The following is a 13,142-nucleotide window of genomic DNA, read 5'->3' as shown; positions in this document are numbered from 1 at the left end:
CGAAACATCCTCCTGCCGACTGTTGTTAAACCGTAGCTTTCAGCGGAGAAGGCACGAGCGTTCCGAAGGAGACGCTTGCGCCCGGCTCCACGATCCGGACGTTTACAGGCTGCCGCCAAAGCTCCGGAGGCCCCTGAAACGCGACGTGCAGGTAATTGTCCGTATATCCCGCGATCATGCCGCTGCCCGGCATTTCCTTGTAAGGCCCCTCCGGAATGACGGTCAGCGTCTGACCCGCAAACTTGCCGGCATAAGCGAGCTGCATCTGCTCGGACAGCCGGATCAGGCTTTGCACCCGCTCATTCTTGACGTCTTCCTCGATCTGGTCTTCCATCCGCGCGGCCGGCGTGCCCGTCCGTTTGGAATACGGAAACACGTGCATTTCCGAAAACGCCATCTGCTCCATAAACCGGCGGCCGTTCTCGAACATTTCATCGGTTTCGCCCGGGAAGCCGACAATGACGTCCGTCGTGACCGCGACATCCGGGAAAATGTCGTGAATCCGAGCGATTTTCTCGCCGTATTCCGCCGTCGTGTACTTGCGGCGCATCCGCTTCAGCACCGCGTCGTCTCCCGCCTGCAGCGGCACATGGAAGTGGCGGCAAAGCTTGTCGGAGCTGCCCAGCACCTCCAGCACGCCTTCCGTGATCTGGCTCGCTTCGATCGAGCTGATCCGGATGCGCTCAATCCCGTCGACACGGTCGAGGTCGCGCAGCAGCTTGTCAAGCCCGTAGCCGTCCAGGTCTTCCCCGTAGCCGCCGGTGTGAATGCCCGTCAGCACGATTTCCCGATAGCCCGCCTCCACCAGCTGCTGCGCCTGGCTGATCACGTTTTCCGGCTTGCGGCTGCGCAAAAGCCCGCGGGACCACGGGATGATGCAGAAGGTGCAGAAGTTGTTGCAGCCTTCCTGTATTTTGAGGAACCCGCGCGTCCGGTCGGAAAACTCGGGCACGTTCATTTCTTCAAATTCGCGCGTCTTCATGATGTTGCGCACGGCGTTGATCGGCACGCGCTCCACGCGGAACCGGTCGATCAGCGGCAGCAGCTTGTCGCGGTCCTGCGTGCCGACCACGATGTCCACGCCGGGAATTTCCGCCACTTCGTTCGGGGCGGTCTGCGCGTAGCAGCCCGTCACGCAAACGACCGCGTCCGGGTTTTGCCGGACGGCGCGGCGGATGATCTGCCGGCTTTTCTTGTCGCCGGTGTTGGTAACCGTGCAGGTGTTGATGACGTAAACGTCGGCAGGGGATTCAAAGTCGGTCTGCTCGTACCCTTCGTTCTTGAACATCTGCCAGATGCCTTCGGTTTCGTAGTAATTCACTTTGCAGCCCAAGGTATGAAAAGCCACGGTAGGCACAAAAATCAACCTCCCCATTCGCCGTATTCGTATAAAATGCCGACCAAAGCCGCCATGCCGGCGGTTTCCGTCCGCAGGATGCGGGCCCCGAGGCCCGCGACTTCGCAGCCCGACGCTTCCGCTTCGGCCGCTTCCCGTTCGGTGAAGCCGCCTTCCGGGCCGACAATGACCATTATCGTGCGTTTTGTCCCGTCCGCCCCCGGGGTTTTCCACCGGTCGGCCGAACGCTTCAGCAGCGACCCGAGGTGAAGCCCCGCTTCCTTCTCGTAGCAAAGGACCGCGAGATCCGCAGCCGCCGCCCGCCCCAGCAGCGCCTTCCAGCCAACCGGAGCCTCGACTGCCGGCACGGCTCCCCGGTGCGCCTGCTCGGCCGCCTCCTTGGCAATCTTGCGCCAGCGCTCCAGCCGCTTCTCTTCCTTCTTCGCGTCGTACTGGACCACCGTCCGCTCCGACTGGAACGGAAGAAAGCCGGCCGCCCCGATCTCCGTGCCTTTCTGGATGACCGACTCCAGCTTGTCTCCTTTGGGAAGGCTTTGCGCGATCCAGACGTCGATGCCGGGCTCTGCGTCCGTGGAGAGAAGGGACACAATGTCGCCCTCCGCTTCGGTTTTGCCGACGGCCGTCAGCCGGACCAGGGCGCATTTGCCTTTTCCGTCGCAGCAGATCACTTCGTCGCCCGGCTCGGCCCGCATGACGCGGCCCAGATGATGGGCGTCGTCGCCCGTAATGACAACCCGGCCGTCCCGGAACTGGTCCGCCGGAAGAAAGTAACGTTGCATGCTCATTCCTCTTGTTTCGCTTGATCAAGGGTCCCAGGGACCAACCTACAATATACCCCGAAACGCGCGAAAAAGCCAGCGAAACCGCCGGGGAATCCCCCGCCGGCCGCTCGCGTGCGTTATCGGATAATGGTCGTGTCCAGCTTGCCCCAGTCGAAGGAAAAGCCGAACAGGGAAGCAAACAAATGGTCTAGTCCGTCAAGCATTGTCCACCGCAAATCAAAGACCGGCCCCAAAGTCACCTCATACAGCGGAGGTAAAAAGATCAGCAGCAGGAAAACAAACGACAGCCACTGGGAAACGCCGAGCAGCTTCATCCGCAAGCCGAGCGGCAGCAGATCGAGCAGAATCCGGAAGCCGTCAAGCGGCGGAAGCGGCAGCAGGTTGAACAGAAACAGCAGCAAGTTCAGTGCAATGTGAATCGTCAGGAACAGGCTGACCGCCGTCAGCACGCCGGGCGACATGCGCTCGAACAGGCCGAAGGCGTCGAGCACATACAGCGACAGCACCCCGAGCGCAACCAGAATCAGGTTGGCGAGCGGGCCCACGAACGAGACGACAATGCTCATCAGCCGGGGCCGACGGAAGTGGTTCGGGTTGACCAGCACCGGCTTGGCCCAGCCAAACCCGACCAGAAAAATCAGGATCGTGCCGAGCACGTCCAGGTGGACGCGCGGGTTCAGCGTCACCCGGCCCATCGAACGCGGCGTTGGGTCGCCAAAACGGTCCGCCGTGTAGGCATGGGCGAATTCATGGCAGGCAAACGCAATCATCAGCACGAGCAGCAGAAAGGGAATTTGCTCAGGCTGGCTGAATATACTTCCGAGCTGCATGGGTCACCGGCCCTTTTCGGCCACGATGGCGACCCAATCCTGATCGCGGTACGTGTCGCGGATGATGAAGCCGGCTTTGCTCAGCGCGTCGGCGACGGCTTTCTCCTTGGCGGTGATAATACCGGAAGCAATGTAAACGCCGCCGGGCTGGAGCGCGTTGTATACGTCCTCGACGAACGTCAGGATGATTTCGGCGAGGATGTTGGCGACCACGACGCGCACAGGCAGCGTCACGCCCGTCTCGGCGTCGGGGTCCTTCAGCACGCCGAGCAGATCGCTCAGGCGGACCGTAATCCGGTCGGTCAAGCCGTTCATCGCAGTGTTTTCGTTTGCGGCCGAGACCGCCACCGGATCGAGGTCGAGAGCCAGCACGCGGGTCGCGCCCAGCTTGGCGGCCGCGATGGACAGAATGCCGGAGCCTGTTCCGACGTCGATCACTTCGTCGCCCGGCTGGACAACCTTCTCGATGGTCCGCAGGCAAAGGGCGGTTGTCGCGTGAGTGCCGGTGCCGAACGCCATCCCCGGGTCCAGCTCGAGTATAACTTCCTCCGGTCCCGCCTCGTATTCCTCCCAGGTCGGCTTGATCGTCAGCTTGTCGGTGATGCGCAGAGGCTTGAAGTATTTTTTCCAGGCGTCCGCCCAGTCCGCGTCGTCGACAACGGCGGCTTCCGTCCGCGTGTCTGTCAGGTTGATTCCATAGCCCGCCAGCTCTTCAAAAAGAGCCTTCAGCCCCGCAAGAAGCTCGTCCGGATTGCGGCCCTCTTCAAAATACCCCTTGATCTCGGCCCGGCCTTCCGGGATGTTGTTGAGCGGTTTTTCGTACCATTGCCCCAGCGAGGTATCCCGCTTCTTGTTCAGCGTGCCCGATTCCTCGATGGACACCCCGCCCGCTCCCTGTTCATGAAAAAAATTCGCGATCATCTCGATCGCTTCGTCTGTTGTATGTACGGTAATCTCGTGCCAGCGCATGGCATCCTCCCTGCAACGATGGATATGGAACCTATTGTACTATAGCACCGGTGCGCGGGCAAAAAAACGGCCCGCTTCCTGCAAGCGGGGCCGTTTATTCGGATGGCCGGCCGTCAGAAGTACCCGCCGGCCTCTTCCACAACGTTCATCGACTGATGATGCGCTTCTTCGGGCACCACGGCCGCCAGCACGTAGTTCCGGCCGGTTACGCTATCGTTTCGTCCGTTGCTGAGGCCGCTGGCGACGGGATCGGCCGCCATCAGGATGCCGGAGTCCCTTGAGGTCGGGGCCGCATTGAGCGTCAGACCCGCCAGGCCGTTTGCGCTTTTCTCCTGCCAGGAGGGACTCATGGTCGAGCCCCCTCCGGGATACCGGCCGAATTCGTCGATGGACACGTCGACGGCCCGCAGCATATGCAGCTTGGCTGCCGCAGATTCGGCTTCGTCTCGGGTCTTGAAGTAAGCGAGGATCGTTTTATCGGGCATCGCCGGGTCCTCCTTCCGCCCGCCGGTCGGCCGCATCGGCCCGTTTGGCCGCTTCCACATCCTCGGCGTCCGCAAGCTCATCGGAATATTCCACGTCGATGGCATGAGCCACCGGCAGCTTGTCGTCCCGGCGCAAATCGTGCATGTTGCTGTCTGGCACTGCACTCCCTCCTTTGGCAACCCTGTTTTGCCTAGTATATCCCCGGCCTGGAGCGCTATGCGCGGATGGCGAAACGACGGCGTTGTGCTTTTTCCGGGTTATGCAAGCATGGCGTGGAGCCATTCGTAGGCCCTGATGGTGCAAACGCACGTCCGCTTCTGCGATTGGGAAAGGCGTTGGAGCCAGGGCACGACTAGGCGCCGATAGTGCAAACGCACGTCTGCCACGTGGTTTGGCAAGACGAGGACCCCCGAGTTCCTTTTGGCGCAGACTCCCGCCGTCCCCGTGGTTTGGAAAGGCGTTCGAGCCAAGGCACGACTAGGCCCTGATGGTGCAAACGCACGTCTGCCCCCATGGTTTGGAAAGACGAGGACCGGAGTGGCCCTGATGGCGTAAGCCCCGTCCACCCCTGCCCGTTTGGAAAAGGCGTTCGAGCCGGTGTAGGACGAGGCCCCGATGGAACACACGCCCGCCCCCGCGGTTTGGAAAGACAGCGAACCCCGGATTGGCCCTGATGGCGCAAATCCCGTCCACCCCCGCCCGTTTGGAAAAGGCGTTCGAGCCGGTGTAGGACGAGGTCCCAATGGAACACACGCCCGCCCCCGCGGTGGAAAAAAGGGAGGTTGCGGTCACGGCGCACCGGATCCCCGGGTAAACGGCGTCGGACGGCGGATTTACTAATTGTACTAATCGCTTAGGCCGAGCTGGATCGTGCGTAACTGCCAATAACCGTCCGAGAATCCGGGCTGCGCAGCGCAAAAACGCTCCGAAAAAGAGGAACCGGAAATTCTAACGGTTGCCACAGGGGCTATTTGCCCGAAAAAGAGGCTCCGGAAAATGTAACGGTTGCCACGGAGCTTATTTCCCTCTTTTCGGCTTATTTGTGCCCTTATTTCTCTCATTAAGCGCTGTGGCAACCGTAAGAATTTAAAAAGAGCCTTTTTCGCGCCAATAAGCGCTGTGGCAACCGTTAGAATTTCTCGCCTCGCCCGCTAAAATCAGAGGGCAGAAAAAGCTTCGGCTGAGCACTACCAAAGCTGTCTCTCTACAATGACAAAAAAGCATCCGGCCCGCGCAAATGAAGCGCGAAGCCGGATGCCCGGTGATGCTTGTTTTTCGAGCCAAGTGAAACAGCCACTTTCGGGCCAGTTGAGTCACGCGCCCTTTTCGGGAGCTCGTGCCGTCATGCGCCTTTTGGGACTCGTGCGTCACATGACCTCTTCGGGAACTCATACACACGCCTTTTCGGGAGCTCGTGCCGTCACGCGCCTTTTGGGACTCGTGGAGTTTCACGCCTTTTTGAGACTCGTGCGTCACATGACCTCTTCGAAAACTTATAAGTCGAACTCGTGCGTCATACGCCTTTCGGGGACTCACGCCGTTACGCCTTTCGGGAAATCATGCGTCACACGCCGTTTCGGGGACTCGTGAGCCACACGCCTTTCGGGCCCGGGAGCGGGGAGCCGCCCAGGAAGCAGAGGCTGTGATCCCCGGCGGTTAGTCGCCCAGAAACGCTTTTTTCATGCGTTCAAAAATATTGCGGGACTGCTCGTGGGTCTGTTCGCCGCTCAGCGACGCGAACTCGCGGAGCAGGTCCTTCTGCTGCTCGTTCAGGCTGGTGGGCGTCACCACGACCACTTTGACGTGCTGGTCGCCCTGGCCGTAACCGCGGATGCGCGGCACGCCCTTGCCCTTCAGCCGGAAATACGTATCGGTCTGGGTGCCGGCCGGAATCTTCAGCTTGACCTTTTCGGTCAGCGTCGGTATCTCGATCTCGTCCCCGAGGGCCGCCTGGGCGAAGGTGATCGGAACCTCGCAGTAAATGTCGTCGCCTTCCCGCTCGAAGAAATCGTGCGGCTTGACCCGGATCACAATGTAAAGGTCGCCCGGAGGCCCGCCTTTAGTGCCGGCTTCGCCTTCCCCGGTCACGCGCAGCTGCGCGCCGTCGTCCACCCCGGCAGGCACCTTGACCTGGATCTTGCGCTGCGTCCGGACTTTGCCGGAGCCGTGGCAGGTGCCGCATTTTTCTTTGATGATCTGGCCCTGGCCGTTGCAGTTCTGACAAACCCGGCGGTTGACGATCCGTCCGAAGGCGGTGTTCTGGATCACTTCCTGCTGGCCGCTGCCTTTGCAGACCGAGCAGGTTTCCGGCTTCGTGCCCGGCTTGGCGCCGTTGCCGTGACAGGTCGCGCACGTTTCGGTACGGGGGATGTTAATCTCCGTTTCCTTCCCGAATACCGCTTCCTTGAATTCAACGGTCAGCGTATACTGCAGGTCGTTTCCGCGCTGCGGCGCGTTCGGGTTGCGGCGCTGTCCGCCGCCCCCGAAAAACATATCGAAGATATCGCCGAAGCCGCCGAAGTCCATGCCGCCCATTCCGCCTCCGCCGCCCATGCCCTGGGTCGGATCAGCGTGGCCGTAGCGGTCGTAGTTCGCCCGCTTCTGGTCGTCGCTCAGCACCTCGTACGCGCCGTTGATTTCCTTGAACTTGCTTTCGGCGTCCGGCGCTTTGTTCACGTCGGGGTGGTACTGCCGGGCAAGCTTCCGGTATGCTTTTTTGATTTCTTCCGCGGACGCGCCTTTTTCGACGCCCAACACTTCGTAGTAATCGCGCTTGCTCAAAACCTCACCACATCCCGGTTATTTCTTCTCGTCTTCGTCCACGACCGTGTAGTCCGCGTCGACCACGTTGTCTTTGGCTTTTCCGCCTTCCGGCGCGCCTTCGGCTCCCGGGGCTCCCTGCTGGGCCTGCGCCGCCTGCTCATACAGCTTCACGGAAAGCTGCTGCACGACTTCGGTCAGCTCGTCGGAGGCTTTTTTGATCGCTTCCGTATCGGTGCCTTCCAGCGCCTTTTTCAGCGTTTCCTTGGCCGCTTCGGCTTTGTCGATTTCCGCTTGGTCCACCTTGTCGCCCAGGTCCTTGATCGTCTTGTCGACGGTGTAGACGAGTTGGTCGGCGGAGTTGCGGACCTCCACTTCTTCCTTGCGCTTGCGGTCTTCTTCGGCGTGGGCTTCGGCGTCCTTCATCATGCGCTCCACTTCTTCATCGGACAGGCCGCTCGAAGAGGTGATCGTGATGTTCTGGCTCTTGCCGGTGCCTTTGTCCATGGCGGAGACGTTCACGATGCCGTTCGAGTCGATGTTGAAGGTGACTTCGATCTGCGGCACGCCGCGCGGAGCCGGCGGAATGTCGCCGAGCATGAACTTGCCGAGCGTTTTGTTGCCGGACGCCATTTGGCGTTCCCCTTGCAGAACGTGGATTTCCACGCTCGTCTGGTTATCGGCGTAGGTGCTGAACACCTGGGATTTGCTGGTCGGGATCGTCGTGTTCCGCTCGATCATCTTCGTAAACACGCCGCCGGCCGTTTCAATGCCGAGCGACAGCGGAGTAACGTCCAGCAGCAGGACGTCCTTGACGTCGCCCGTCAGAACGCCCGCCTGGATGGCGGCGCCAAGGGCAACCACTTCGTCCGGGTTGACGCCTTTGTGCGGATCTTTGCCGATCAGCTTTTTGACGGCGTCCTGCACGGCCGGAATCCGGGTCGAGCCGCCGACAAGAACCACTTTGTCGATTTCGCTTGCGGACAGACCGGCGTCGGACAGCGCTTGACGGGCCGGGCCGAGGGTGCGCTCCACCAGATCGGCAGTAATTTCTTCGAATTTGGCGCGGGTCAGCGTCGTTTCCAAGTGCTGCGGAACGCCGTCGACCATCGTGATGAACGGCAGCGAAATGGTCGAGGTCAAGACGCCCGACAGTTCTTTTTTCGCTTTTTCCGCCGCATCCTTCAGCCGCTGCACGGCGGCTTTGTCTTTGCTCAGGTCGATGCCGTGCTCTTTGCGGAATTCGGTTACGAGGTGGTCGATGATCTTCTGGTCGAAGTCGTCGCCGCCCAGGTGGTTGTCGCCGCTTGTCGCGCGCACTTCAAACGTGCCGCTGTCGAGCTCGAGAATGGAAACGTCGAACGTGCCGCCGCCAAGGTCAAACACGAGGATCGTTTCTTCCTTGTCTTGGTCCAGACCGTACGCCAGCGCGGCGGCCGTCGGTTCGTTGACGATCCGCAATACTTCCAGACCGGCGATTTTTCCGGCGTCTTTGGTAGCCTGGCGCTGGCTGTCGTTAAAGTAAGCCGGAACCGTAATGACCGCCTGGCTGACGGTCGCGCCGAGATACGCCTCGGCGTCGGATTTCAGCTTCTGGAGAATCATTGCCGAAATTTCCGGCGGGGTGTACTGCTTGTCGCCGATCGTTTCCTTGTGGTTCGTGCCCATGTGGCGTTTGATCGAGATGATGGTGCGGTCCGGGTTCGTGATCGCCTGGCGCTTGGCGCTTTCGCCGACGATGCGCTCCCCGTCTTTTTTGAAGCCGACAACCGAGGGCGTCGTCCGGTTGCCTTCCGGGTTCGGAATGACGACCGCTTCGCCGCCTTCCATAACGGCGACGCACGAGTTGGTAGTGCCCAGGTCGATGCCGATGACTTTGCTCATTTCCTTATTTCCTCCTCATTGGGTTAGCCTTCTTCTATCTTTGCCGTCAGGAACTGACTTTTACCATGGCCGGGCGAAGCACCCGGTCGCCCAGCATGTAGCCGGTCATCACTTCCTCCACGACGATGCCTTCTTCATGCTCGTCGGACTCGACCTGCATGATGGCCTGATGGAATTCGGGGTTGAAGGGCTGGCCGACCGTTTCCATCCGTTTGAGTCCTTGCTGCTCCATCACCTGGTCCAGCTGGCGGAAAATCATATCGAGGCCCTTGATCAGGGAATCGAAATCTTTGGTATCGCGGCTGGATTGCAGCGCGCGCTCGAAGTTGTCGATGATCGGCAGCAGGCTTTCCAGCACTTTGGACGACGCGTATTTGGCAAACTCTTCTTTTTCCTGGCGCGTCCGGCGGCGGAAATTGTCAAAATCGGCCTGCGCGCGGAGACCGCGCTCCTGCACCTCTTGAAGCTCGCGGGTCAACCGTTCGATTTCGGCCGCTTGCGCGTCCGTTTCGCCTGCGGTTTCCCCTGCCTGCGCTTCCGCTTGCTCCGCCTTCGTCGTGTCGGCGGCTGCCGCTTCCGGGGTTCCGGCGGCGCTTGCTGTTTCTGCTTGCTCTTCGCGTGCGTTTTCCGTGTTGTCGTTCTGTTTCACGTATGGTTCACCTCCTTAACAAGGTACGGGAAAAGGGCCGTTTGTGCGCCCAGCTTTTATTCTCGGGTGATACGTTTCGCAGCGGCTCCGGTTTCAGAAGAACGGGCAAAAGAGTGCTTACCCATTTTCCCCGCCGCCGCCCGTCCGCATGCGGATGACCGTGCGGATGCGCAGCACGGCGGCGGCGACCTCTCCCGCGGCCTGCACGGCATGAAGCTTTACGGTCAAGGGGTCGACGACGCGGCGCTCCAGCATGTCGGCCAGCTCGCCCGTGTCGCAGTCGAGGCCGACCGAAGCGCTGCCGCTCACGGCCTGCGCCGCTTTCGCTTCCTCGAGCTTCTCCAGCGGGTTGAAGCCCGCGTTGACGGCGATCTGGGCGAGCGGGCGGCGCAGGGCCTCGGCGACGGCGGCGATGCCGAAGCCTTCGAGGCCCTTCACCGTCTCGCGCCGCCGGTCCAGCTCGCGGGCGGCCGCCAGTTCGGCGGCGCCCCCGCCGGCGACGTAGCCGCCGCGCACGGCGGCCTGCACCGCCGAGGCGGCGTCGGCGGCGATGCGCGACCGCTCGCCGGCCAGCTCGCGCGTGCTCGCCGCGACGGCGATGGCGACCGCCGGGCGGCCGCCGCCGGCCGTGACGCGCACGCGGCCGAGCGCGGCGTCGTACGCGGCGCGGCCGCGCCCAAGCGCGGCGGCGAGCTCGGCCGCCGGCTTCGCGAGCGCCGCGCGGCGCACGGGCTGCGCGCCGGTGTAGTCGCGCAGGCGCGCAAGGTCGCGGCGCGGCAGCCGCGGCAGCACCATGATGCCGCGGTCGGCGCAAAACTGCTCGGCTTCGGCGTCCACGCCGCGGTCGGCGGCGATCAGGCCGACGCCGAGCTCCGCGAGCCGGGCGAGCTCGCCGCGGAACCGCTCGCGCGCGGCGGTGTATTCGCGGTAGCCGGCCTCGGTGGCGAGCGCCTCCTCGGTGGGACGCTCGGGCTCCAGCGCGTCCATCAGGACGAGCACGCCGCCGCCCGCCGCTTCTTCACGCTCGAAGTAACCGGCGGGCGAAACGCCGAACAGCAGGCCGGGCACGACCTCGCTTTTGCCTTTGGCGAGCGGGAGGATCGCGTCGGCCAGCCGGAAGCGCTCATCCTTCAGCCGCTCCGGGCCAAGCAGATGCGCCGCTTCCAGAATCAGCCGGGCGATGTCCGCGTGCTCGCGGCCCGCTATGTAAGCGATGCGTTCCAGCATCGGGTCGTCCGTCCCGGCAAGGGGAACGGCGCTTGCGGCCAGGTATTCCCCAGCCAGGCGAGCCCCTTCCTCGATGCCGGCGACGACCTTTGCCACCGGAACGCCCTTGACGACCAGCGCCGCGCCCTCGGCGACCATGGCGCCGGCCAGCACGGTGGCGGTCGTCGTGCCGTCGCCGACCTGCGCCTGCTGCGAGCGGGCGACCTGGACAAGCAGACGGCCGGCGGGGTGAGTGACCTCCATTTTATCCAGAATGGTCACCCCGTCATTGGTGATCAGCACGTCGCCGTCGCTGCCTACCAGCATGGTATCCAGCCCTTTGGGGCCAAGGGTTCCTTCCACGGCCGAGCATACCGCGCGAACGGCGGCCGCGTTGCTGAGGAGGGCGGCGTGCCGTTCGTCCGGCTCGCGGGCTCCGCTCTGGGTTGTCGGTTCCATTGGCTTCGAGTCCTTTCCTTTGCGTCATGCGCCGTTTGCTGCTTCGGTTCAATCCGCCAGGCGGGCGGCTGCCCGCCCTGCCCGGTTCAGGCGTACCAGCGGTTCAGCAAAACCGGCAGGTTCTTCGAAAAATGATCGAGAATCCCCATCACCTTGGCATATTCCATCCGTTTCGGGCCAAGGATGCCGATCGTGCCGATGCTCCGCCCGTCCACCGAATAAGTCGCGGTGATCAAGCTGCAATCGTTGATGGCGTCCAGCTTGTTTTCGGTGCCGATCCGCACCTGGATGCCCTGCGGAAGAGAGGAAATCATCCGGACAAGCGCCGGGGTCTGGCCGAGCAAATCGAGAATGTGCTTCACTTTCTCCACATCCTTGAATTCCGGCTGCGTCAGCATATTCGTCATGCCGCTCAGGAAAATCCGGTCCTCGTCGCCGGCGGGGCCGACGAACGCCCCCTCCAGCGCCTGCACTAGCTCCTCGCAGCGGTCCACATAACGGCCCATTTCCGCTCCGATTTCCGAATACAAGCGGGAGCGAAGCTGGAACAGGGGCACGTCGCGCAATTTCGCGTTCAGCACCTGGACAAACCGTTCGATTTCCTGGACCGGAATGCCTTCGGGAATGTCCACCGGCCGGTTCTCGACCTGCCCGGTATTGGTTACGATGATCGCCACCGCCGAACGCTCGTTCAGCGGAACGACCTGAAGGTGCTTGAGGGTGGTGCTGAACACCTCCGGCCCGAGCACGATCGAGGTGTAGTTGGTAAGACCCGAGAGAATCGAGGCCACCTGCTGGATGACCTGCTCCATCTGCGACATCCGCTCGGCGAAAAACGACTTCAGCACGGTCATGTCATGCGCGGAAAGCGCCTCGTAACGAAGTAAATGATCCACATAATAGCGGTAGCCTTTGTTGGACGGCACCCTTCCGGCGGAAGTGTGGGGCTGCTCCAGATAGCCCAGCTCTTCCAGATCGGCCATTTCGTTGCGGATGGTCGCCGGGCTGAATTTGATGTCGCCCCGCTTGGAGATGCTGCGGGAACCGACCGGCTCCGCCGTGCTGATGTAATCATCGATGATGGCATTCAAAATCATTTTTTGACGTTCGGTTAACAACCCGGTTCCCCCCATTCGCGTTTTGGCCTGCGCCTTCAAGGTGCAGCGGAAGCGGCCGGGCGGTATCCCGCGTCCGGCCTCTCATGCGTTAGCACTCACTGGTTAAGAGTGCTAATCAACAATACAAAAATACCACCCGTAAAGGGCGGTTGTCAAGTCAATCCAGCCGCTTGAGAACGGCGATTTCGTCGCAGCAGGCCTGCTTTTTGCAATGCACGCAGTCCTTCCATACCTTCTCGGGGAAGATTTCTTTGGAGACGACGGAAAAGCCGACCTTTTGAAAAAAAGCGTCCTGGTATGTCAGCGCCATAATCTTGGGAATGCCCTGCTCGCGGGCTTGCTCCACCAGCTTCTCGACCAGCTTCCGGCCGATGCCGAGTCCCTTGTAGCCGTCCGTGATGCCGAGCGAACGGATTTCGACCAGGTCCTGCCCCAGCTTGCACAAGGAGCCGCAGCCGATCAAAAGGCCGTCCGCTTCGGCGACCACAAACGTATCGATCGTATATTTAAGCATTTCACGCGAGCGCGGCAGCATGATGCCCTGCTCCGCATACCCCGCAATGATATCGGCCAGCGCGTTGATGTCGCGCTCCGTCGCTTGTCTGCAAACAATCGTTCCCGTAGAAGCCATATGCCTTCACC

Annotated in this window: 12 protein-coding genes; all 12 read right to left on the bottom strand. The window is 61.8% G+C overall.

Going from position 1 to position 13,142, the window contains the following annotated elements; all coding sequences use genetic code 11:
- Positions 1–25 precede the first annotated feature (25 nt).
- Positions 26–1,357: a tRNA (N(6)-L-threonylcarbamoyladenosine(37)-C(2))-methylthiotransferase MtaB gene (gene mtaB, locus AC6I6H_RS00360; RefSeq protein WP_497949238.1), complete on the bottom strand. Its 1,332-nt coding sequence runs from the start codon at positions 1,355–1,357 to the stop codon at positions 26–28.
- 5 nt (positions 1,358–1,362) lie between these two features.
- Positions 1,363–2,136, bottom strand: a complete 774-nt coding sequence (locus tag AC6I6H_RS00355) for an RsmE family RNA methyltransferase (protein ID WP_497949236.1) — start codon at positions 2,134–2,136, stop codon at positions 1,363–1,365.
- A 119-nt stretch (positions 2,137–2,255) separates the two neighbouring features.
- Positions 2,256–2,969: a site-2 protease family protein gene (locus AC6I6H_RS00350; protein ID WP_497949234.1), complete on the bottom strand. Its 714-nt coding sequence runs from the start codon at positions 2,967–2,969 to the stop codon at positions 2,256–2,258.
- A gap of 3 nt (positions 2,970–2,972) precedes the next feature.
- Entirely contained in the window at positions 2,973–3,938 is a 966-nt protein-coding gene (gene prmA, locus AC6I6H_RS00345) for a 50S ribosomal protein L11 methyltransferase (protein WP_497949232.1), read from the bottom strand.
- 113 nt (positions 3,939–4,051) lie between these two features.
- The gene (locus AC6I6H_RS00340; RefSeq protein WP_497949230.1) at positions 4,052–4,423 is read right to left on the bottom strand and encodes a hypothetical protein; all 372 of its coding nucleotides are present in this window, start codon (positions 4,421–4,423) and stop codon (positions 4,052–4,054) included.
- Positions 4,413–4,583 carry a YfhD family protein gene (locus AC6I6H_RS00335; RefSeq protein WP_497949228.1) on the bottom strand — a complete coding sequence of 57 codons (171 nt, stop codon included), beginning with the start codon at positions 4,581–4,583 and terminating at the stop codon, positions 4,413–4,415. The genes AC6I6H_RS00340 and AC6I6H_RS00335 overlap by 11 nt, the downstream gene beginning before the upstream one ends.
- Positions 4,584–6,080: 1,497 nt before the next feature.
- Positions 6,081–7,205 (bottom strand): molecular chaperone DnaJ, encoded by a 1,125-nt coding sequence (gene dnaJ, locus AC6I6H_RS00330; RefSeq protein ID WP_497949226.1) that lies wholly within the window; start codon positions 7,203–7,205, stop codon positions 6,081–6,083.
- A gap of 18 nt (positions 7,206–7,223) precedes the next feature.
- Complete coding sequence (gene dnaK, locus AC6I6H_RS00325) at positions 7,224–9,068, bottom strand: molecular chaperone DnaK (protein WP_497949224.1); 1,845 nt, start codon at positions 9,066–9,068, stop codon at positions 7,224–7,226.
- A gap of 46 nt (positions 9,069–9,114) precedes the next feature.
- Positions 9,115–9,717 carry a nucleotide exchange factor GrpE gene (gene grpE / locus AC6I6H_RS00320; protein ID WP_497949222.1) on the bottom strand — a complete coding sequence of 201 codons (603 nt, stop codon included), beginning with the start codon at positions 9,715–9,717 and terminating at the stop codon, positions 9,115–9,117.
- Between the two features lie 117 nt (positions 9,718–9,834).
- A complete protein-coding gene (locus AC6I6H_RS00315) occupies positions 9,835–11,382 on the bottom strand; it encodes a TCP-1/cpn60 chaperonin family protein (protein WP_497949220.1) in 1,548 nt (515 codons plus the stop codon).
- An 86-nt stretch (positions 11,383–11,468) separates the two neighbouring features.
- Positions 11,469–12,500 carry a heat-inducible transcriptional repressor HrcA gene (gene hrcA, locus AC6I6H_RS00310; RefSeq protein WP_497949218.1) on the bottom strand — a complete coding sequence of 344 codons (1,032 nt, stop codon included), beginning with the start codon at positions 12,498–12,500 and terminating at the stop codon, positions 11,469–11,471.
- Between the two features lie 157 nt (positions 12,501–12,657).
- Positions 12,658–13,131, bottom strand: coding sequence for an N-acetyltransferase (locus AC6I6H_RS00305; protein ID WP_497949216.1), 474 nt, complete (start codon positions 13,129–13,131; stop codon positions 12,658–12,660).
- Positions 13,132–13,142 lie beyond the last annotated feature (11 nt).

The organism is Gorillibacterium sp. sgz306347 (assembly GCF_059735245.1).
The sequence above is the reverse complement of the archived record's forward strand: the minus strand, read 5'-3'. Positions and strand labels throughout refer to the sequence as shown.

What these genes read in the sequence shown, in the direction of transcription:
- AC6I6H_RS00355 (WP_497949236.1), bottom strand. Translation starts at nt 2,136, where the DNA reads ATGCAACGTTACTTTCTTCCGGCGGACCAGTTCCGGGACGGCCGGGTT.
- AC6I6H_RS00350 (WP_497949234.1), bottom strand. Translation starts at nt 2,969, where the DNA reads ATGCAGCTCGGAAGTATATTCAGCCAGCCTGAGCAAATTCCCTTTCTG.
- prmA (WP_497949232.1), bottom strand. Translation starts at nt 3,938, where the DNA reads ATGCGCTGGCACGAGATTACCGTACATACAACAGACGAAGCGATCGAG.
- AC6I6H_RS00340 (WP_497949230.1), bottom strand. Translation starts at nt 4,423, where the DNA reads ATGCCCGATAAAACGATCCTCGCTTACTTCAAGACCCGAGACGAAGCC.
- dnaK (WP_497949224.1), bottom strand. Translation starts at nt 9,068, where the DNA reads ATGAGCAAAGTCATCGGCATCGACCTGGGCACTACCAACTCGTGCGTC.
- AC6I6H_RS00315 (WP_497949220.1), bottom strand. Translation starts at nt 11,382, where the DNA reads ATGGAACCGACAACCCAGAGCGGAGCCCGCGAGCCGGACGAACGGCAC.
- AC6I6H_RS00305 (WP_497949216.1), bottom strand. Translation starts at nt 13,131, where the DNA reads ATGGCTTCTACGGGAACGATTGTTTGCAGACAAGCGACGGAGCGCGAC.